This window comes from Vibrio vulnificus NBRC 15645 = ATCC 27562 (assembly GCF_002224265.1).
Lineage (GTDB): Bacteria > Pseudomonadota > Gammaproteobacteria > Enterobacterales > Vibrionaceae > Vibrio > Vibrio vulnificus.
The window spans coordinates 1,328,706-1,347,221 of the sequence record NZ_CP012882.1 but is presented as its reverse complement, the minus strand read 5'-3'; the positions used below and the strand labels follow the sequence as shown (position 1 = coordinate 1,347,221).

Below are 18,516 nucleotides of genomic sequence, written 5' to 3'. Positions count from 1 at the left end.
GTTTATTGAACGTTGTTCAATTAATTTGTGTAACGCACCATTCACCCTAATGGTTTGGGCACTGTAATCTGAGAGAGTAAGCGGGTATATCGATTACGAAATGTGTTGATAGCTTGCGCATTGGCACAACATTTAACCGTTTGCGGCAATACATTTCATTAAAGTTTGATTTACATTTGCTTGTGCCACTAGAATCCGGACTCTAATTCAAAAAACAAAAAGAAAGTGAAGTCATGAAACTGGAAACTGTCGATTATCTTGCTGATGATGCAGCAGAACAATTTGTCACATCGCTGCGCGAAACTGGGTTTGGCGTTTTGAAAAATCACCCAATTCCGAAAGAGTTGGTGGAATCGATTTATAAGAACTGGTACGAGTTTTTCTCAACGGAGCAAAAACACGATTTCCATTTTAATGTTGAAACACAAGATGGTTACTTCCCACCGTCGGTTTCTGAAGTGGCGAAAGGGCATAGCGTTAAAGACATCAAGGAATACTTCCACGTTTATCCTTGGGGGCAAATGCCAGAGCAGCTCAAAGCAGAAATCATGGAATATTATGAGCGTGCAAATGCCTTTGCTTCCGAACTGCTAGGCTGGGTTGAAGCCCACGCACCGAAAGAGGTTCAGGAAAGATTTTCTGTTGCTCTGTCTGAGATGATCAATGGCAGTGACAAAACCTTATTGCGTGTGTTGCACTATCCACCAATGACAGGTGATGAAGAGCCGGGCGCTATTCGCGCGGCTGCGCATGAAGACATCAACTTGTTGACCGTATTACCAGCGGCAAATGAGCCCGGCCTACAAGTGAAAGCGAAAGATGGCAGCTGGATTGATGTGCCGTGTGACTTTGGCAACTTAATTATTAACATCGGCGACATGCTGCAAGAGGCGTCAGGTGGTTACTTCCCGTCAACCACACATCGCGTGATCAACCCAACGGGTGAACGTCAAACGCAGTCGCGCATTTCGCTGCCATTGTTTCTTCATCCTAAACCTGACGTAGTTCTTTCTGAGCGTTACACCGCACATAGCTATCTGATGGAGCGTTTAAGAGAGCTTGGTGTGATTTAAGCCTTATTTCACATCACAGACTGTGAGAGACAGCCAATGTGCTGTCTCTTTTTTTCAACACTGCTTCACGAACTGGCAGTCAAAATGAAATCTTGCTCGACAAATTGGCTATCCTGACTTTGAATAAAAGGAGCAAGCAAATTCAGATAGGCGAATAGGATGCAGCAAACGAATTTGGCGGCCACTTTCCAAACCTACATGGAAAACCCGTTGTTATGGCCGATTTTAGAAGTATTACGTCAGCAGCCAAGTGGCTGGAAGGTACACACTCTCGCTTCACATTTAGGTGAGCTGGGATTGATTCACCAACTTGATCCTTCTCCCGACAAAGATCTTTTTAAGCGCAATTTTTTGATTATGAATGCGCTTTATCAGTTACAAGAAACGCTTTACCCAGACCATTGGCTTCAAGTCGAGGCGATGAACATCGTTTTGATGTCGAGTCATGCTTGCGCGGGTCACACCATAGACGTTGATGACCCTTTAAGAGAATACTACGTCCAGTGGCAAAATTACGAAGCGAATGAAGGGGAAGTTAAACGTCTTTTGAACGAGTTCTGGACGCGTTATCGTCGTTTTGTTGGGCATCATGAAGGGGAGCCCATAGACAGAGAAAAAGCGTTGCAGTTGTTTGAACTCGATCCACACGCAACGGCCATTGATATCCGTAAGCGTTGGAGAAGGCTCGCACTGCGTTGGCATCCAGATCGTGACAACGGCAATGCAGAGAAATTTCGCGTGCTGTGCGAAGCGTGGAACGTGCTGCGCCATTGACATCCAATAGTCGATGAGAGCCAATGACGTCTACTGGCCATCTTTGAACAATTCGGGGGACCACTGCGATCTTCGAACTGCTAACACCACCGTGTTCCACCAAGACTCTTTAAAGAAGCGGTTTTCTATGAATTCCGCTTCCTGTGTCATACCAAGTTGACGGCATAACTTAATCGCTGGGCGATTTTTCGAAATGGTTTCCGCGTAAACCCGATGGACATTCAGTTGGTTAAAAGCGAAATCGAGTAGGGCAGACATCGCTTCTAGCGCTAAACCACTGTGATGGAAAGTGCGTTTTAAACCGCAACCACTTGAGGCTTGTTGATCATTTTCCAACCTTAGCCCTGCAATGCCCATGTACTCGCCGGTAAAGCGATCTGTGACAGCAAGATGATAGGCTTGCCGAGGGGATTGCTGTGCTTGCTCATAGAATAAGTTCACTAAGAATGCACATTTCTCTGCCGAGCAATCCTCGTCCGAATAAAAACGTTGGTATTTTGGGTCTTGGCACTGTTGAAAATACGCTTCAACATCGTGAGGCGTGAAATCACGCAGAATCAATCGATCGGTTGTAATGGTAAAAGTCACAGATGGCCCATCTCACTGATAGTTAAGAATAACTAAAGAAAAAGCGCAGTATAAACTGCGCTTTTTATGGACACACGTTATCGTTTAATGGTTGTTACGAAACTGTGACTTTCGCATGCGATTTAACGCCGCCATCACATCAATTGGACGCGGTTTGGCGAGATCACCATGCTGAGGCATATTCTGGAACCAAGCATCGCCCAATAATTCGTTGATCTGTTTAGCGGGGTTTGAGTTCCATCCCGCGTGTTGGGCAAGCTGATACCAAACCCAACCAATCGCGTTGACTTCATCGCTTGATTCTAACTGCTCAAGTGCAGAAAGGTCTGTAAACTCTTTACCAAAGCGAAGGCTGTCTTTACCTTTCGCCGATACACGGAACTTTCCATCCGTTAGAATGTTCATCAACGCAGAACAATGGAGTGCGCGAGGAGGAAATGTCACCAAAGGTGCTTCAGATTCGTTGTGACGTTGAGTAGGGTGCAACTGAATCACCTCTTTTGCTTTCTCGGTCACATCCAATGCCTGATAGTCGTGCATCTGGATAACGTTATCGGCAACATCCAGATAATCGCCTGACCCACCCATGACGATGATGGTGGAGATCTCCAATTCATCGCGTAATTGACCGATACGATCCACCAGCGGTGTGATTGGCTCATCACCTTTTGCGACAAGCGCTTGCATGCGCTCGTCGCGAATCATGAAGTTCGTGGCTGATGTATCTTCATCAATCAATAGCGTTGAAGCGCCCGCTTCGACAGATTCTTGTAACCACGCAGCCTGAGAGGTAGAACCTGATGCGTCTTGCGTGGTGAAGTCTGCCGTATCTTTGCCCATTGGCAAATGATTAATGTAGTTGGAAAGATTCAAATGATGAACGCAGCGGCCTTCCTCAGCACGAATTTTCATTGCTGAACCATCGGTGACAATGTACTCACGGCCATCACCAGGAATGTGATTGTAAATCGAACGTTCAATGGCATTCAGCAGGGTTGATTTGCCATGAAAGCCACCACCGACAATCAAAGTGATCCCTTTCGGAATCCCTAAGCCAGTGACATAGCCACGATTTGGCGCATGTAACGTGACTTGCAGTGATTCTGGCGCCGTGAACTCGACGGCATCTTTCATTGGAAGATCGCAGTTACCTGCCACTCGAGGCAAGATGCTACCATTGGCAACAAATGAAACGAGGCCACTGGCTTCTAGTTGTTCGCGCAATGCCTCTTGGTCTTCAACAACCTGACAGTGCGTCAATAGTGCATCTTTATCAAGTTCACGTTCGATCGTGGAACGACGGATAAACTTCGGTAAGTGGAAGGTAATGATATTAATCGCTTTCTTTGCCAGAATGTCACGGCCTTCAGCGGGTAGATTGACTCGAAAACGCAGCTCAATCCCTTCTTCCGTAAATAATACAGAAGTGCTATCTAAAACGGTTTGTCCATGCAAAGAAATGGCAATGGCGTTTTCTTGTTTGGCGAATTCGGCAAAGCTACGAGCGATGAAATCTCTTGCGCCAAGTTGGAACGCCGCAGACTCCTCTTTTAACCAAGAAAGCCCAGTTAAGGACCAAGCACGAAAAGCGCGGAAGCGTGAAGCAGAAGCGTAGGGGTCAGATTGGATATGATCAATAAACAGATCAAAATCGGTAAAATTGTACTGCCCTTTGATTTGCTGGTATGCACGATAATTTTGCTTTTCAAGCTTTTTGAGTTTTGCAATCAACTGGTCCATAACAAACAGCCTTTTAGAAACAGAAAAGCGGCGATTATAGAAATCGCCGACGTAAGAGTAAAGCAACTATATGGTGTGTGGCGTCTGCTTGTCGAAATTATCCCTAAAAGCGATGCAATTATGTGTGATATGCGAAGCGAGGGGTGCCTAAAAAGTTCTGACTGTATAAGCCTTGAACAAATTCACTGCCGGGCATTGGCTTGCCATACAGAAATCCTTGGCCAATATCGCATCCTTCGCGGATCAAGAAATCCTCTTGTAGGTCGGATTCGATGCCTTCCATCACCACCTCTAAATCGAGCTTTTTAGCCACATGGATAATTGAACGGATGATCTCTTTGTCTTCTTCCGACTTATCAATATGCTGAACAAAACTCTTATCAATTTTGATCGCATCGAACGGATACTTTTTCAAATAACTGAAAGAGGCGTAGCCAGTACCAAAGTCATCAAGTGACAATGTCACTCCTAGTTCATGCAACCGCTCTAAGGTAGCACGTGCCACCACTTCATCGCTGATCAAACCGCTTTCTGTTACCTCAAGTTCAAGATATTGCGCCGGAAGTTGATAGGCGATGAGCAACTCCTGAACTTGCTCTGCAAAAAGGGGATTTTTAAGCTGAATCGCACTCACATTCACCGCCACTCGGAAATGTTCCACGATCGCTGACCATTCTTTTGCTTTTTCGATAGCAGAGCGTAGTACAAATGCACCTACTTCAAAGATCAGCCCATTCTGCTCAGCCATATGAATCAATGCTTCATTGGAAATGTCTCCCAAAACAGGGTGACTCCAGCGTAACAATGCCTCTGCGCCGATCCACTTATGCGTTTGAGGGCAAACTTTCGGCTGAAAATAGAGTGTTAAATCGTCGTTTCTTACCGCTTGCAGTAAATAGCTTTCGATTTGATTGTGGTGAAGTAAGGCATCAGCGTGAGTTGCGGAAAAATACGCGTACTGCTGGCCGGAATCTTTGCTCAAAACCATTGCCTGATTGGCATGCCTTAATAGCTGTTGGGCACTTTCGGTTGTTGAGTCCGCCACCGCTAAACCAATAAAGGCATGTAAATGCGCTTCGCTTTCGCCCACTTTAAAGCCTCGTTGTCCCGCATTGATGATCCGGTTAAGCAGGTTGTCGAGGATATCAGTAACGTCATCCGCACGAATCGCGATCACAAGATCGTGCGAGCTTGGGCGGCCAGTAATAGAGTCCACAGAGTCAATGACGCCAATTTGGTTACGGTAGATTTTCAGCAAATCATCCAACAAGGCAAACCCGTATTTCGTTTGAATTGAACGGGCATTGGTGAATCCGATATGGATCACCACCAAACTGGAATCCCCAAGACGCCATTCGTCTAACATCCTCTGTAAATGCTGCTCTAACGCGCATCGATTCAGAAAGCCTGTACCATGGTCATGATGTTTCTGATAGTGCGCTTGCTGCTCCGCGGCTTTTCTTCGGTCTATTTCTTGGTTTAAGCTAAAACTAAGTTGCGCAAGATTGGTTGTACGCTTATCGACGCGTTCCTTTAGCTGCTCATTGAGGCGCAGTAATTTTTGATGTTGGTAAACCACTGACAGTTGCGCTTCTATCGAAGTTTGAAAACCAGCGAGCAACTCTCGATATGTTTGACCAAAGTTGTTTTCTTTGTCATCGAGCATACAAATGGTGCCAAACACCTCGCCATTTGGCCACAGCAAGGGCAAACCGCAGTAGGCGATCATACCCAATTTAATATCGGGATTGTGACCCCACTCCTTGTCGTTCAGAGCATTGGGCACCAGCAGTTCTTTGTTGTCTTCAATCACGGTTTCACAGTAAAGACCATGTCCTAACGATTCACTGTCTCCATGATGATAAGGGTTTAACGAACTTTGACTGGAGGAAAACACCTCAATGTGTTCGGGTTGGATACGCATAATCAATGCGGCTGGTACATCAACGATATACGCCAACAGGTTGACAATTCTCTGCCAACTTTCTTGCATTGCTTCTGGAATCTCATAATCCAACGTTCTGTATTTTGCCATTGAGCAAACATCCTTGTTTGAATGAGCTTTGAGCTCATGTTTTAAAATTATAATGACGGCAAACATCCTTGTTAGTATAGGGGTTAGAGTTGGCGTTACCCAAAAAAAAGTCCCGAAATCGTTCGGGACGGGTAAATAAAAGATTGAATCTCAATAATGGAACACTGTGTGGCTAAGGCGTTAATTTCAAAATTGTTTGTAAGTCAATATCTTGTGAATAGTCAACTTCGTCAAATCCGAAACCATTGAGCTGTAAAAACTCGTTTTTAAACCCTTGGTAATCACCGATTACTTGGAAATTATTGGCATCCATTTCTTCTAGAATCTGGTTCACTTTATTTTGAATATGAGGCGCCAGTTCCCAATCATCCATCCGAATCAATCGTTCGCCATCAACACTGACGTGGTCATGTCCGTAAAGTTTCGTTGCGAATAAGCGCTGCATTTGCTCAATGCATCCTTCGTGACATTTTTCGTCTTTCATCACGCGGTAGAGCGCAAGTAGATATGGCGAGAGGGCAGGAATAAATACGCTGGCTTTCGTCACCAATGCCTTACAAACTGTGGCGTAAGCACCACCATTGAAATTGGCGAGTTTGAGATTAAGAGAGTGACTGGTTTGGTGAAGATCAATCTTTGCTCTACCTAAAGTGCCATCGCGATAGATCGGGTGGGTCGTTTCTGGTCCGACATAAGAAAAAGCGACGGTTTGGCAACCATCTGCAATCGATTCTGCGTTGATCAAAGTATCAATCCAGCTTTCCCAATCTTCACCGCCCATGACTTTAATGGTGTGCAATGCTTCTTCTTCTGTAGCCGATTCGAGCGTGGTGTCAATCCAGCGATCATGCTCTAAATCGAGCGATGCTCCCGTCACTGTTTGGCCAAAAGGTTTAATCACACTTCGCCAAAATTCACCCGGTTGATTTGGTATCGGCCGCATGCCTGTTGCAAGGCTGTAGATCACGAGATCGACTTCACCTTCGAAATAGGTTTCTATCGCCTCAATCACTTGGGTACGAGTTTCGGAAGCAAAGGCATCGCCAACAATATTAATTGCAATGCGACCTTCTTTTTCAGCTTCACGTTTGAAAAAGACATTGTTGTACCAGCCCGCGCTGCCAGTTCCTTTTTCAGAGGGGCCTCGTTCAAATGAAACACCGATGGTGTCTGCTTGTGCACCACCAAAAGCGAGGGCTATCCGAGCGGCAAGGCCAAAACCAGAAGACGCACCGAGAATAAGGACACGTTTAGGCCCTTTTGAGATCTGTGGTGCTTTTTTAACAAATGCTATCTGTTTTTTTATTGCTGCTTCACAACCAAAAGGATGGGCAGAACGAGCAACAACGCCTTGAATAATCGGTTCTATACGCATGCACTATTCCTGATTCGGGGAGAATTGCATTAGGCTAACGTAAAGAAACGTAAAATGATTTGAGCTAGACCATTAAAATCAGAGATGTTTGTAAAACGTTTTTGCAACAAATTGAGCGATCCAAGGCTGAGCTTCGGGCATTGGGTGTAAGCCATCAGGCATCATCCATTCCGGTTTCACGATCACTTCCTCTAAGAAAAAGGGGAGCAACGGGACTTGGTGATGTTCAGCAAGCGTAGGGTAGAGTTCGACAAATGCATCGGTGTAGCGCTTGCCATAGTTAGGCGGTACACGAATTTGCATCAATGCGACTTTAGCGTCTGAGGCTTTACTGAGTTGAATCATTCGCGAAAGGTTTGAAGAGATCACTTTATGCGGGAAACCTCGCAAGCCATCATTGGCACCCAACTCAATAAGCACCCAGTCTGGTGAGTGCGTTTTTAACAACTCAGGCAGACGAGATAGTCCATTGCCGGTTGTGTCTCCAGAGATACTGGCGTTGATCACTTCTACGTTTTTTCCGTATGTATTCAATGCTTCTGGTAACAAATTAGGCCAAGCCTGCTCTGCAGACATGTTGTATCCTGCACTTAGGCTGTCGCCAAGAATTAACACTTTCTCGGTTGCGTGTGCGACGTTAGAAAGGAAAAACATTATAAGTAAGGAAAACAATCTGACCATGCCATCTCCAGTAATTAAAGCGGAATCCGTTAGTAAACAAGTCTCTACTAATAATGAGCAGTTAACAATCCTTAAAAATGTAAATCTTGTCATTGAAGAAGGCGAAAGCGTTGCGATTGTCGGAACCTCTGGTGCCGGGAAGTCTACGCTCATGACGCTTCTGGCTGGTTTGGATGTAGCAACCTCAGGTGACGTGTCGCTGTTAGGGCAAGCATTATCTCAGCTCGATGATGAGCAACGAGCGCAAATCCGTAGCGAGCATATCGGTTTTGTGTTCCAGAGTTTTCTCTTAATTCCTAGCTTAACGGCACTGCAAAATGTCACGTTGCCGTGTTTGCTAAAAGGTGAGGAAGAAGATCACGAGCGGGCCAAAGCACTGTTGACCTCGGTAGGTCTAGCTTCTCGCATTCAACATCTCCCCAGCCAGCTGTCGGGAGGCGAGCAACAGCGCGTTGCCCTAGCGCGTGCATTCATGACTCAACCCAAAATCTTGTTTGCAGATGAACCAACCGGCAACTTAGACCAACACACAGCAGAAAAAATCATCGATCTGTTATTTGAACTGAATCAACAACATGGTACGACGTTAGTGCTTGTGACGCACGACGACAATCTGGCCAGTCGTTGTCAGAAGGTCATTAAAATGGATTCAGGCCATCTTGTTGGAGAGGGGTAATATGACTAAGTACTCTCTCAATCGTCGGTTAACCCTTTGGAGCCTCGAAGAGATTCGGCACGGTAATTTGTGGCCAATAAGCGTGGCGTTGATTCTCATCATCTCGTCCGTTTTTGCGCTGTCCGCGCTGGCTACTCGCATGGAACAAGTGATTGTTAAGCAGGGCAAAGATGCCCTAACAGCGGACACCGTTTTCGTTTCTGCCAATCCAATACCGCAAACGCTCGATCTCGCCATTGCAGCGCAAGATGTGCAAGCCTCGAAAATGACTCGTTTCGCGACCATGGCGTTTAGTGACAACGAAATGCAGTTAGTCACGGTAAAAGCAGTTGAAGAAAGTTATCCACTGCTCGGAGAGTTGGTTTTATCTCAAGGCGACGTGAAACAAGAGCACGTCAAACCAGGAGAACTTTGGCTTGATGGTCGAGTTATGGAAAGATTGTCGGTTAAAGTAGGTGACATTGTCACCATTGGTGATGCCGATTTTCCGGTCACTGGCGTGATAGAGTCGGAACCTGGATTAAGCTTTAACCCGTTTCAGCAGATGCCTGCGGTTTATATTCATCAGTCAGACGTGGATAAAACAGGCGCGATTCAAGTAGGCAGCCGAGTTCAATATCGCGTCTATCTGGTTGGTGAAAAGCCGCTGTTAACCACGATTAAGTCCGCTGTAGAGCTCAGCCCGAGCGATCGTTGGCGAGACCAAGAAAACGCGGATCGCTCCAGCGAAGTGTTTGAGCGCACCAGTCAATATCTCTCTCTAACGGTTGCGATTGTCATCATTATGGCAGCCACGACTTTGGTGCTGACCTGTCAAAATTACGTTGTCACGCGAAAGCAAACCATCGCGATGTTGAAAAGCATTGGCGCGCAACGCGGTTGGATTATTCGCTGGCTGGTCATTCAACTCTCACTGCTGTTTCTTTTTGCCGCATTGGTTGGTTTGCTCATCGGGCTGGGGCTCGAACAGCTATTGAGAATTCCGCTCAAAGACCTGCTCCCAGAACCGTTGCCTAGCTTTGGTGTTGAGCCGTTCTTGGTGTCATTAGCAACGGCTTTTTGTATTGCTGTACCGTCGTTGGGGATCCCGCTTTCATCATTATTGAAAACTTCGGCTGTTAGCGTGATGCAACCCGATGACGGTTCGCAACAAAATATAGGTAAAAGTGGGTGGCTGGTTTTGGTTCCTGTGGTGCCGATGTTCGTCAATTACTACAACAACGTAATGGTATGGGTTGTTTTAGCGGCAATTTTGATCCTATTTGTGGTACTCGCTGCCTTTGGACTGTTGGTGAGTCGGGGGCTGATGCGTTTTCCTTTGGCCACACCGATTAAGCTCGCATTAAGCCGGATAAATCGCTCTGCATTGGCGAGTGGCTTGCAATTGGGGGCATTTGCACTTTCTTTGATGTTGCTGGCGATCATTTGGCTAGTACGGACTGATTTGTTGCTTGATTGGCAACGTACATTACCTGCAGATGCGCCCAACGTCTTTGCTCTCAATATCGCTGACTATGAAAAGGAGAGCTACTTAAACGCACTGGATGAAAATCAAGTGTTACGCTCTGACGCGTATCCCATTATTCGTGGTCGTTTTACTGAAATTAACGGTGTAAACGTCAAACAAGAGCAGCAACAAGGTCGCCAAGAGCGAAGCGATGCTATCAGCCGTGAGCTAAACCTGACGTGGTCTGATCAACTACCAAACTATAACCAAGTGTTGCAAGGTGAATGGCAAGCCAAAAATGCAGTCTCAGTAGAATCCGAAGTCGCCAGTGAGATGGGCATCAAAATCGGCGATGTATTGACGTTTGTGATCAACAGTCAGCCCATTAAGGCAACCGTCAATACGATTCGGAAAGTCGAATGGCGGGATATGAAGCCAAACTTCTATTTCATCTTCTCAAATGATGTGATGGCAAACATACCGGGTTCATACTTAGTGAGTTATCGAATTGAAGAAAATCAGGGTGGGATTCTTAACCAGCTCTCTCGTCAGCACCCGACGGTCAGCGTGCTTGATATTCGGACTATGGCGACGAAAATTCAAAGCCTGATCGAGCAAATTGTTTGGTCTATCTCGATACTCGCCATTTTGGGTGTTATTGCCGGCGTTATGCTGATCTTTACTTTACTCAGGTTGAGTTTATCGCAGCGCCAACAAGAAATTCGTTTGTATCGTACGTTAGGTGCCTCGAAAAAGCGGGTGACTCAGACAATCTGGGCTGAGTTTGGCTTGATGGCCATCATTGCAAGCTTGGTGGCAACGCTCGGAGCAGAGGTAGCTGTCGCAGGTGTTATGCACTTTGGCTTCGAGCTCTCCACCCAAATTCATCCGCAATTATGGGTAATGCTACCGCTACTGGCATTACTGACTTTGTTCGCGGTTGTCTTAAGTTTAATCAAGCAGTTATTGACGCCTGTTAACAACAGTTACGCCTAATTGCACACTTCACTTATCCCAGTTATCCACAAAATCAGTGGATAACTTTTGGGATAAGTGAATGCCCAAAATAGTGCAATCTTTGCCGAATCGTTGAGACATCTGAGTTAGCGAAGAGGGGTTATTCACAAATCAAATTTATTTAAGAATCAACATAATCTCGTCAAGCTTTTTTTGCGAAAAATCTTTTGTCTTCTTCGCTAAAAAATAAAGCGAACAAAAAAGCGTCAAGCGCCAGTAACCTCAGGGAATTTGTGATTTTATTCACGCTCGAACAGGGGTAGAATCTGACGTCAGAATTCATAGTGATAGTTTATAAATGAATAAGTTAAATACGCCAAATTGCGATACCCATATCGCAGTCGTCGGTGGTGGTGTAGCGGGTGCTACAGCGGCAATACACTTTTCTGAACTCGGCTATAAAGTCACGTTGCTCGAAAAAGGGCCATCGTTGGTTAATGGCCCTCCTATCTGCCATTTGCACGCAGGTGGTAATTTGTATCGTGAAATTTCGACCGAACAATGTATTGAACTGCTCCGGCAGTCCATTGAAAGCGTAAGACTTTTTCCTCATAGCATCAATATTCGTCCTACGGTCATTGCGATTCCGCATTCTGATGACGGCGAGCCAAACGATCTTCTTCCTCGTTTGGCAGCGGTCGCCACCGAATACAAAGCACTTGTTGAACAAGATCGTCGTAACCAAGTACTCGGTAAGCCTGAAGACTATTACAAACTCTACTCACGTGAACAATTGACAACATTAGCGTCAATGACTCAACCAACGAATCCGCGTTCGATGGATGAGTGGATGATTCCGTTTGCAAAACACGCAGACTTAAACAGCCTCAAGTATCCCGTGGTTATGGTGCAAGAGTACGGGTGGAGTGTCTTTAGGTTGTCAGCCATTGCAAGTCTAGCTCTCGACAAGTTTCCTGCAACCGAGGTGCGATGCAATAGCGAGTTGCAAACATGTCAATGGAACGGCAAACAGTGGCGACTGACTTTATCCAATACCTCTCAGCCGCTCACGGTGGACTACTTGGTGAATGCCTGTGGATTTGAAACCGGGACGCTGGATGATCATATTGGCGTGAAAACACAACGCTTAGTGGAATTTAAGGCGGCTTATGTCACCCAATGGTCCAAGTGCAACGAAGAATGGCCAGAAGTGATTTTTCATGGCCCAAGGGGCACGCCACAGGGGATGGCCCAATTGACACCTTACGGCGACGGTTATTTTCAGTTGCATGGCATGACGCAAGACATCACTTTGTTTAAAGACGGTTTAGTCAGCAGTGAAGAGGGCTCATCTCAACCTCGTTTGCCACTGCCATATGTGAAAAAAATTCAGCAAGGTTGGAAGAAAGAGATTCTCATCTCACGAACCCAAGGCGCGATTGAACACATGAGTCAATTTGTACCTACATTTTCAGATGCACAAGCTGCAGGCAAGGCCTTGTTTGGTGCTCAGCAAATACCAGGAAATGACGTCACTTTACGTGCAGCCGATGTCTCGTTTTCAGCGAACAACTATGCGTGCATAGAGATAGTGAAAGCATCGTCAACGTTACAGGCAGCGCAGAAAACCGCCCAACATTGGTTTGGTGTAACACCGTCACTTGATATTGAGGGGCAACACCCAGTGACACTGACACTGAGTCCACAAGAAATTGAAGAGAAAGCCATTGAACTGGCTGAATTACGTGGTTATCCCGTCGCTCTTGCGAAAACGACGGGAGAAGCGCTTTATAAAAACCTGTAACTTATAGGCCAGATTAATAGCCAAAAAATCTGGCCCATTGGCACCAAACGTCTTGTAATCCTTCACGATCACCTTTAATAAAACGGACTTCTTGGCCCGGTTTGGCTTGAGCCAGACGGGGAAGATCAATACGAGCTACACAGCCAATTTTCGGATAGCCCCCAATGGTTTGATGATCATTCAACAAGATGATTGGATGTCCATTGGGCGGAACTTGAATCGAGCCCAGAGTAATACCTTCAGATAAAATCCCGCTGTAGGGCGGCGTAATTTTCCCGTCAGCCAATCGGTAGCCCATTCGGTTGGAATTTGTGTCCACTTCAAATCGGGTTTGATACAAACGATCTCGCTCATGATCATCAAAATCATTCACTTGGAAACCTTCAATCACTCTTAGCTTAAGGGGCAGGTTGTAATCCGGTTTAAAACGAAAGGTGAGTGCACGAGATTTTTGTGTTGGCAGATCATGGGGATTGAACGTTAAGTAATCGTCCGCTTTGAGCACTTCGCCATTGGCCGACAAACCACCAAGGTGATCGCGAAGGACCGTACTGCTGCTGCCAAGATGGGGCGCAATATCAAAGCCTCCTTTGACAGAAAGGTAACTTCTTAGGCCATTTTGGGGTAAGCCAAACGTCAGAATTTCCCCTTTACGTGCAATAAAGTCGCTCCAATTGTTAAGCGGCTGGCCATTCAGCGTGGCTGACAAATCGCCTCCGCAAATTGCCAAATGGCAATCACTCATCACTTCAAACGCAGTCTGGCCAAAGGTGATTTCGACGGAGCTACAATTGACCGAGTTACCGAGCAAATAATTTGACCAACTGTAAGCGTAATCATCCACCGGTCCACCTTGTGTCACGCCAGAATGCGCTAAGCCAAAACGGCCAAAGTCTTGAATTAAACTTAGTGGGCCAGCTTTAATGACTCTTAATCCTGTTTCGCTCATAGCATCCCTCCTAAATTCAAAAACTCTTTCTCAGAGATAGCTTTAAACGCGACAGTGTCACCAATATTAAAAGGGGTAATCGGAATGTTGTTAGGTTGATAAACTTCCAGTGGCGTTCGACCAATGATGTTCCAACCACCAGGCGTCGCGCTTGGGTAAATGGCGGTTTTGTTGTCTGCAATGGCAACGCTCCCTTTTGGCACCTGTAGGCGTGGAGAGCTTAAGCGCGGAAGTGAAATGCGCTCATCCACATCCGAGAGGAATGCAAACCCAGGAGTAAAACCAATTGCAGAGACGGAATAACAAGAAGCGGTATGCAGTGAAATTAGGTGTTCCAAGTGAACGCCTTTTTCGACAAACCGAGGCAGATCTAACGCCGTTTCTTCACTATAAAGGACGGGAATAACATGGTGTTGTGAAGACGTGGCAACCTTCTTGTCGGCCATCTCATTGAGTAATGTTTCTATCGCTAAAATGATGGAGACTTCATCAAGTCGAAAAGGCAAATATTCCACCAGAATCGTATGGTAGGCTGGGACAACATTCATTACTGCCACTTGAAGGTGTTGGCCAATGGCTCCAGCATAGAAACCTATTTGCTGCTCGGAAATCGCATCATCAAAATGAAGCATCAATGCACATTCGGCAACTGGGGAAATTGTGAACCATTTATTATTCAAATTTTCTCCTTACATTTTGGCTATCGCTTGGCTAACTCGTTGCACTAAGGCAATGGATTCTGGATTGTCGCCATGCACGCAAATGGTATCGGCCTCCAAAGACAATCGAGTGCCATTGGCGGTATTCACACTGCCGTATGTCGCGATTTGTAGCGCCTGATTATAAATGTCTTCGGGTTGATGATAGACCGCATTAGCTTGGCTTCGAGGCGTGAGTTTTCCATCCTCTTGATACTGACGATCGGCGAATGCTTCAAATAGCAAAGGCACATCATAAATGTCAGCGATATCGAGGTAACGCTGGTTGTCACTCGTGGCAAGAATCATCAGAGGGATGCCAAAGATCGATACCGCTTCGCAAATCGCGCGAAAAATGGTTTCACTCTCCATCATATCGTTGTAAAGCGCCCCGTGTGGTTTTACGTAATGAAGAGGTACATCGTGGTATTGGCAAACCGCTTTTAAAGCTCCTACTTGGTAAAGCACGATCTCGCTGATTTGAGCTGGTGTATGTGGAATAGAGCGTCGACCAAACCCAACCAAATCTTGATATCCAGGATGAGCGCCTATTTTGACCTTATAGTGTTTTGCCAATGCGACGGTTTTCGACATCACACTCGGATCAGAAGCATGAAACCCACAAGCGATATTGGCCATGTCAACCCAAGGCATCACTAATTCATCGGATCCCATCTTCCAATTTCCAAAGCTTTCGCCCATGTCGCAATTTATCGTTACTCTTTGCTTATTCACTATTAATTGAACCATCCTTGCTATTAATTTACTTAAGTTGGCTGAAAACGCGCTTAATGGCAATGATCAACCTCATCCTTTATCAATTGAACAGTGGTATTAGAGGGATGTCGAAGCGTTTCGCACCTATTTGTAACCTATAGAGCAAAAGTTGATAGATATCTATGAAAGCCAATTTATTGATTAATCACCTTACTCGCCATCCTAAGTATCATTATTTGTTGATTTCTCGTTCATTTTTTCATTTTTACGTTGCTTTGCTCACGCTAGCATTATTGCTCTGTTTTCAAAAAGTATTTGCTTCTGAAATTCCATCCGAATCACAACTCAAAGCAGCTGCAATTTATCAAACCTCTCACTTTGTTCATTGGCCAGATAGATCACCAGACGAGCCGATACGTTTTTGTATTAAAGGCGATAAGAAAGTGCAACACGCATTAGAAACGGTCCTAGAAAACAAGCAGAACACATCTCGTCAGTTCCTCATAAGCAACAACCTAAAACAGTGTGATTTTATCTACTTTGATGAAAAAACGCGTTTTCAGATATTGAAATCGCAGACCAATAGCACGGTGACGATAAGCGGCAAGAAAGACTTTTTGAAGATTGGTGGCGTGGTTGAACTGACAATAGCACAGGGGCGTGCCGCGATAGGAATATGCAAAACGACATTACAGGAGAAACATTTTACGCTCGATGCTTCGCTCATGCGAATCGCGGATGTAAAGGAGGCTGAAAGATGTGTTCGCTAAAAAGCCTTTCCATCAAAAATAAATTATTGTTGCCCATTTTGCTGTTCGGCACGCTGATTTTTCTGATCGCGCAAGGTTTTCACTTTTGGGCGAGTTACGAAAAAGACCAACAGTTACAAAATCATAGAATCTCTATTCTTGCATATGGCGCCGCACAAAACTTACAAGCTGCCGTATTATTCAACGACCAAAAAGTGATGCAAGAGATTCTAGATTCGTTCTCTATCGATCCGAGCATATTGATTGTTGAACTTCGTTCTTTAGAAGGTAACGTCCTTTCTCGTTATCAGCGTGACATGCCTGTTAACGCTGATAACCACGTTTTGCCTCTTCCGTATCCTTTCGAAACTTTTATTACCTATAGCCAACGAATAGACGTTGAACAAAACGCGATAGCGACTCTCAGTATTTCTGCATCCACTCAAACGCTTGAACAAATGCTCACGCGCCTACTTGAAAGTAGCGTGGTATTTTTGGCCGTATTACTGCTTTCGGGCAGCACGCTTTATTTGATTGTTCAAAAAGTAGTGATTGACCCTGTGTATAAACTCAATGAGTCAATGCAAGATTTGGTTGAGGGACGAATAAAGGGTAGGTCGCTAGTATCTCATACCACCGATGAGATGGGAGAGTTGGTGAACGCCTTTAATGCAATGAGTCAGCGCCTGGCTCTTCGTGACAGCCAACTGCATCACACGCTCGATCGATTGGAACACGAAAAAGCATTTGCAACGGATGTGATTGAAGCCGTTCAAACCGCGTTGTTGGTTGTCAATGAACATGGCGATGTATTGCACCACAATGCCGCTGCACGGACGCTATTTCAAGCAGACGCACAACGTATTGCGCAACACAAACTTTCCGAACTCATGCTTTGCAAAGAGCTTTCGTTCGTTACCAATGCGTTGACCAGTAAGAATCCATTAGAGGAACGGTTAGTTGAATGCAGGCTGCCAACAGGCTCCAAATTGCTTGTGAAAATATCAACACGGATATTAAGCAAGAGAGGGGCGACCCTATTTTCAATTCAAGATGTAACGGAAATTGAAACCGCATTGAATCGCCAGCGAATCGCTGCTGGTGTATTTGAAAACAGTGAAGATGGACTTGTGGTACTTGATCATAACGGACTCATCACCATGACAAACCCAGCAGTGACACGAATGCTGGGCTATCCGCAGGAAATTCTCATTGGGAAATCATTATTAAAAGCGTTTGACTGGCAACAAATCCAAACCATTATGCCAACCATCCAAGAATCGCTGGAGCATTATGGCCAGTGGCAAGGTGAGGTTCTGGAAAAACACTACAATGGCAATTTGATACCAATGTTCGCCAAAGTGAGCCGAATTTCTAAAAAAGTCGGTGTTCAAGAAGTGTTTGACATGGTGATTATCCTCTCGGATCTGTCCGGCGTAAAAGAAATGGAGAGACTGGAGTATTTAGCCCACCATGATGCGTTAACGGGCCTTGCTAATCGTGCCAAATTGCATCGTACGCTCGAAGATGAATTGAAGTTGTGTAACTTTACCCACAGCGAATTTGCTCTATTTTATATGGACTTAGATGGATTTAAGTTCATCAATGATACCTTTGGTCATGACGCTGGCGATCATGTGTTAAAGGTTGTATCAGAACGGTTACTTAACGAAGTTCGTAGTGGTGATTTAGTCGCGCGATTATCGGGCGATGAGTTCGTTCTTTTGATTAAGCGAGCAGACAATCATTCCGTCACTTTACTGAGTGAACGTATTTTAGAAAGCTTGCGTGAACCCATAGAGTATTTGAATCAAACGATGCAAGTTGGCTGTAGCATTGGCGTTAAATTGGTCGGTCCACAAGAAAAGGATATGGAAAGGATCTTAAAAAGCGCTGACACCGCGATGTACAAGGCGAAGAAGTCTGGCAAAGGGCAGGCGATTTTGATTGGAGCCGAAGTCGGAGAGGCATGTTTAAGCAACGTTACTTCGGAATAAACTTTGATCTAAATCGGAAATACCGCAACTTTTGCGCAAATTACTCGCATCTTGTTGATGAACTGTTACAATCAGATGGAATTTAATTTGTGATAAAAAATTTGTTTCTCTTTGAGGATCCTATGGAACTTGCTCTAATTGTTGCTTTTATCGTTGCTTCTGTTGTGATGGTAAAAAAAGAAATGTCAAAACAATAAGTTATCATTCATCAACTTTTTCTCTTTGTACATTTTTGAATGAGACTTAAAAAGCCAGC

15 protein-coding genes are annotated in these 18,516 nt (G+C 45.2%); 7 read left to right on the top strand and 8 right to left on the bottom strand.

What is annotated here, in order from left to right; translation table 11 throughout:
- The first annotated feature begins 233 nt into the window (after nucleotides 1–233).
- Together AOT11_RS21520 and AOT11_RS21515 are read left to right on the top strand one after the other, a co-directional pair.
- Complete coding sequence (locus tag AOT11_RS21520) at nucleotides 234–1,073, top strand: isopenicillin N synthase family dioxygenase (RefSeq protein ID WP_017422854.1); 840 nt, start codon at nucleotides 234–236, stop codon at nucleotides 1,071–1,073.
- A gap of 159 nt (nucleotides 1,074–1,232) precedes the next feature.
- The gene (locus AOT11_RS21515; protein ID WP_017422853.1) at nucleotides 1,233–1,847 is read left to right on the top strand and encodes a DNA-J related domain-containing protein; all 615 of its coding nucleotides are present in this window, start codon (nucleotides 1,233–1,235) and stop codon (nucleotides 1,845–1,847) included.
- 30 nt (nucleotides 1,848–1,877) lie between these two features.
- Here the strand turns inward: AOT11_RS21515 and AOT11_RS21510 are convergent, their stop codons facing one another.
- From AOT11_RS21510 to tesA, 5 genes are all read right to left on the bottom strand, one after another.
- Nucleotides 1,878–2,435 (bottom strand): GNAT family N-acetyltransferase, encoded by a 558-nt coding sequence (locus AOT11_RS21510; RefSeq protein ID WP_017422852.1) that lies wholly within the window; start codon nucleotides 2,433–2,435, stop codon nucleotides 1,878–1,880.
- Between the two features lie 84 nt (nucleotides 2,436–2,519).
- Nucleotides 2,520–4,175 (bottom strand): ABC-ATPase domain-containing protein, encoded by a 1,656-nt coding sequence (locus AOT11_RS21505; protein WP_026050844.1) that lies wholly within the window; start codon nucleotides 4,173–4,175, stop codon nucleotides 2,520–2,522.
- 118 nt (nucleotides 4,176–4,293) lie between these two features.
- Complete coding sequence (locus AOT11_RS21500) at nucleotides 4,294–6,210, bottom strand: bifunctional diguanylate cyclase/phosphodiesterase (protein WP_026050843.1); 1,917 nt, start codon at nucleotides 6,208–6,210, stop codon at nucleotides 4,294–4,296.
- Between the two features lie 172 nt (nucleotides 6,211–6,382).
- Nucleotides 6,383–7,585 (bottom strand): enoyl-ACP reductase FabV, encoded by a 1,203-nt coding sequence (gene fabV, locus AOT11_RS21495; protein ID WP_017422849.1) that lies wholly within the window; start codon nucleotides 7,583–7,585, stop codon nucleotides 6,383–6,385.
- Nucleotides 7,586–7,663: 78 nt separating this feature from the next.
- Complete coding sequence (tesA, locus tag AOT11_RS21490; RefSeq protein WP_020480159.1) at nucleotides 7,664–8,266, bottom strand: multifunctional acyl-CoA thioesterase I/protease I/lysophospholipase L1; 603 nt, start codon at nucleotides 8,264–8,266, stop codon at nucleotides 7,664–7,666.
- Here tesA and AOT11_RS21485 point away from each other — a divergent pair.
- From AOT11_RS21485 to AOT11_RS21475, 3 genes are all read left to right on the top strand, one after another.
- The gene (locus AOT11_RS21485) at nucleotides 8,265–8,942 is read left to right on the top strand and encodes an ABC transporter ATP-binding protein (RefSeq protein ID WP_020480158.1); all 678 of its coding nucleotides are present in this window, start codon (nucleotides 8,265–8,267) and stop codon (nucleotides 8,940–8,942) included. The two genes, tesA and AOT11_RS21485, sit on opposite strands and share 2 nt — an antisense overlap.
- A gap of 1 nt (nucleotide 8,943) precedes the next feature.
- Nucleotides 8,944–11,385 (top strand): ABC transporter permease, encoded by a 2,442-nt coding sequence (locus AOT11_RS21480; protein ID WP_049798017.1) that lies wholly within the window; start codon nucleotides 8,944–8,946, stop codon nucleotides 11,383–11,385.
- Nucleotides 11,386–11,704: 319 nt separating this feature from the next.
- Nucleotides 11,705–13,150, top strand: a complete 1,446-nt coding sequence (locus tag AOT11_RS21475) for an FAD-dependent oxidoreductase (RefSeq protein WP_017422845.1) — start codon at nucleotides 11,705–11,707, stop codon at nucleotides 13,148–13,150.
- Between the two features lie 13 nt (nucleotides 13,151–13,163).
- On the opposite strand, the gene AOT11_RS21470 is transcribed toward AOT11_RS21475, so the two are convergent.
- From AOT11_RS21470 to AOT11_RS21460, 3 genes are read right to left on the bottom strand one after another with little or no spacing between them, the layout of a single operon-like run.
- The gene (locus tag AOT11_RS21470) at nucleotides 13,164–14,099 is read right to left on the bottom strand and encodes a 5-oxoprolinase subunit C family protein (RefSeq protein ID WP_017422844.1); all 936 of its coding nucleotides are present in this window, start codon (nucleotides 14,097–14,099) and stop codon (nucleotides 13,164–13,166) included.
- Nucleotides 14,096–14,779: a 5-oxoprolinase subunit B family protein gene (locus AOT11_RS21465; protein WP_017422843.1), complete on the bottom strand. Its 684-nt coding sequence runs from the start codon at nucleotides 14,777–14,779 to the stop codon at nucleotides 14,096–14,098. The genes AOT11_RS21470 and AOT11_RS21465 overlap by 4 nt, the downstream gene beginning before the upstream one ends.
- 9 nt (nucleotides 14,780–14,788) lie before the next feature.
- Nucleotides 14,789–15,547 (bottom strand): 5-oxoprolinase subunit PxpA, encoded by a 759-nt coding sequence (locus AOT11_RS21460; RefSeq protein ID WP_049798016.1) that lies wholly within the window; start codon nucleotides 15,545–15,547, stop codon nucleotides 14,789–14,791.
- 149 nt (nucleotides 15,548–15,696) lie between these two features.
- Here AOT11_RS21460 and AOT11_RS21455 point away from each other — a divergent pair, with 149 nt between their 5' ends.
- Complete coding sequence (locus AOT11_RS21455) at nucleotides 15,697–16,284, top strand: YfiR family protein (RefSeq protein ID WP_017422841.1); 588 nt, start codon at nucleotides 15,697–15,699, stop codon at nucleotides 16,282–16,284.
- Complete coding sequence (locus tag AOT11_RS21450) at nucleotides 16,272–18,260, top strand: diguanylate cyclase (protein WP_017422840.1); 1,989 nt, start codon at nucleotides 16,272–16,274, stop codon at nucleotides 18,258–18,260. Before AOT11_RS21455 ends, AOT11_RS21450 begins: the two co-directional genes overlap by 13 nt.
- The last annotated feature ends 256 nt before the right edge of the window (nucleotides 18,261–18,516 follow it).

Coding starts and splice junctions, on each gene's coding strand:
- AOT11_RS21500 (WP_026050843.1), bottom strand. CDS start 6,210: ATGGCAAAATACAGAACGTTGGATTATGAGATTCCAGAAGCAATGCAA.
- tesA (WP_020480159.1), bottom strand. CDS start 8,266: ATGGTCAGATTGTTTTCCTTACTTATAATGTTTTTCCTTTCTAACGTC.
- AOT11_RS21515 (WP_017422853.1), top strand. CDS start 1,233: ATGCAGCAAACGAATTTGGCGGCCACTTTCCAAACCTACATGGAAAAC.
- AOT11_RS21450 (WP_017422840.1), top strand. CDS start 16,272: ATGTGTTCGCTAAAAAGCCTTTCCATCAAAAATAAATTATTGTTGCCC.
- AOT11_RS21460 (WP_049798016.1), bottom strand. CDS start 15,547: ATGGTTCAATTAATAGTGAATAAGCAAAGAGTAACGATAAATTGCGAC.
- AOT11_RS21505 (WP_026050844.1), bottom strand. CDS start 4,175: ATGGACCAGTTGATTGCAAAACTCAAAAAGCTTGAAAAGCAAAATTAT.
- fabV (WP_017422849.1), bottom strand. CDS start 7,585: ATGCGTATAGAACCGATTATTCAAGGCGTTGTTGCTCGTTCTGCCCAT.
- AOT11_RS21455 (WP_017422841.1), top strand. CDS start 15,697: ATGAAAGCCAATTTATTGATTAATCACCTTACTCGCCATCCTAAGTAT.
- AOT11_RS21470 (WP_017422844.1), bottom strand. CDS start 14,099: ATGAGCGAAACAGGATTAAGAGTCATTAAAGCTGGCCCACTAAGTTTA.
- AOT11_RS21480 (WP_049798017.1), top strand. CDS start 8,944: ATGACTAAGTACTCTCTCAATCGTCGGTTAACCCTTTGGAGCCTCGAA.
- AOT11_RS21520 (WP_017422854.1), top strand. CDS start 234: ATGAAACTGGAAACTGTCGATTATCTTGCTGATGATGCAGCAGAACAA.
- AOT11_RS21485 (WP_020480158.1), top strand. CDS start 8,265: ATGCCATCTCCAGTAATTAAAGCGGAATCCGTTAGTAAACAAGTCTCT.
- AOT11_RS21475 (WP_017422845.1), top strand. CDS start 11,705: ATGAATAAGTTAAATACGCCAAATTGCGATACCCATATCGCAGTCGTC.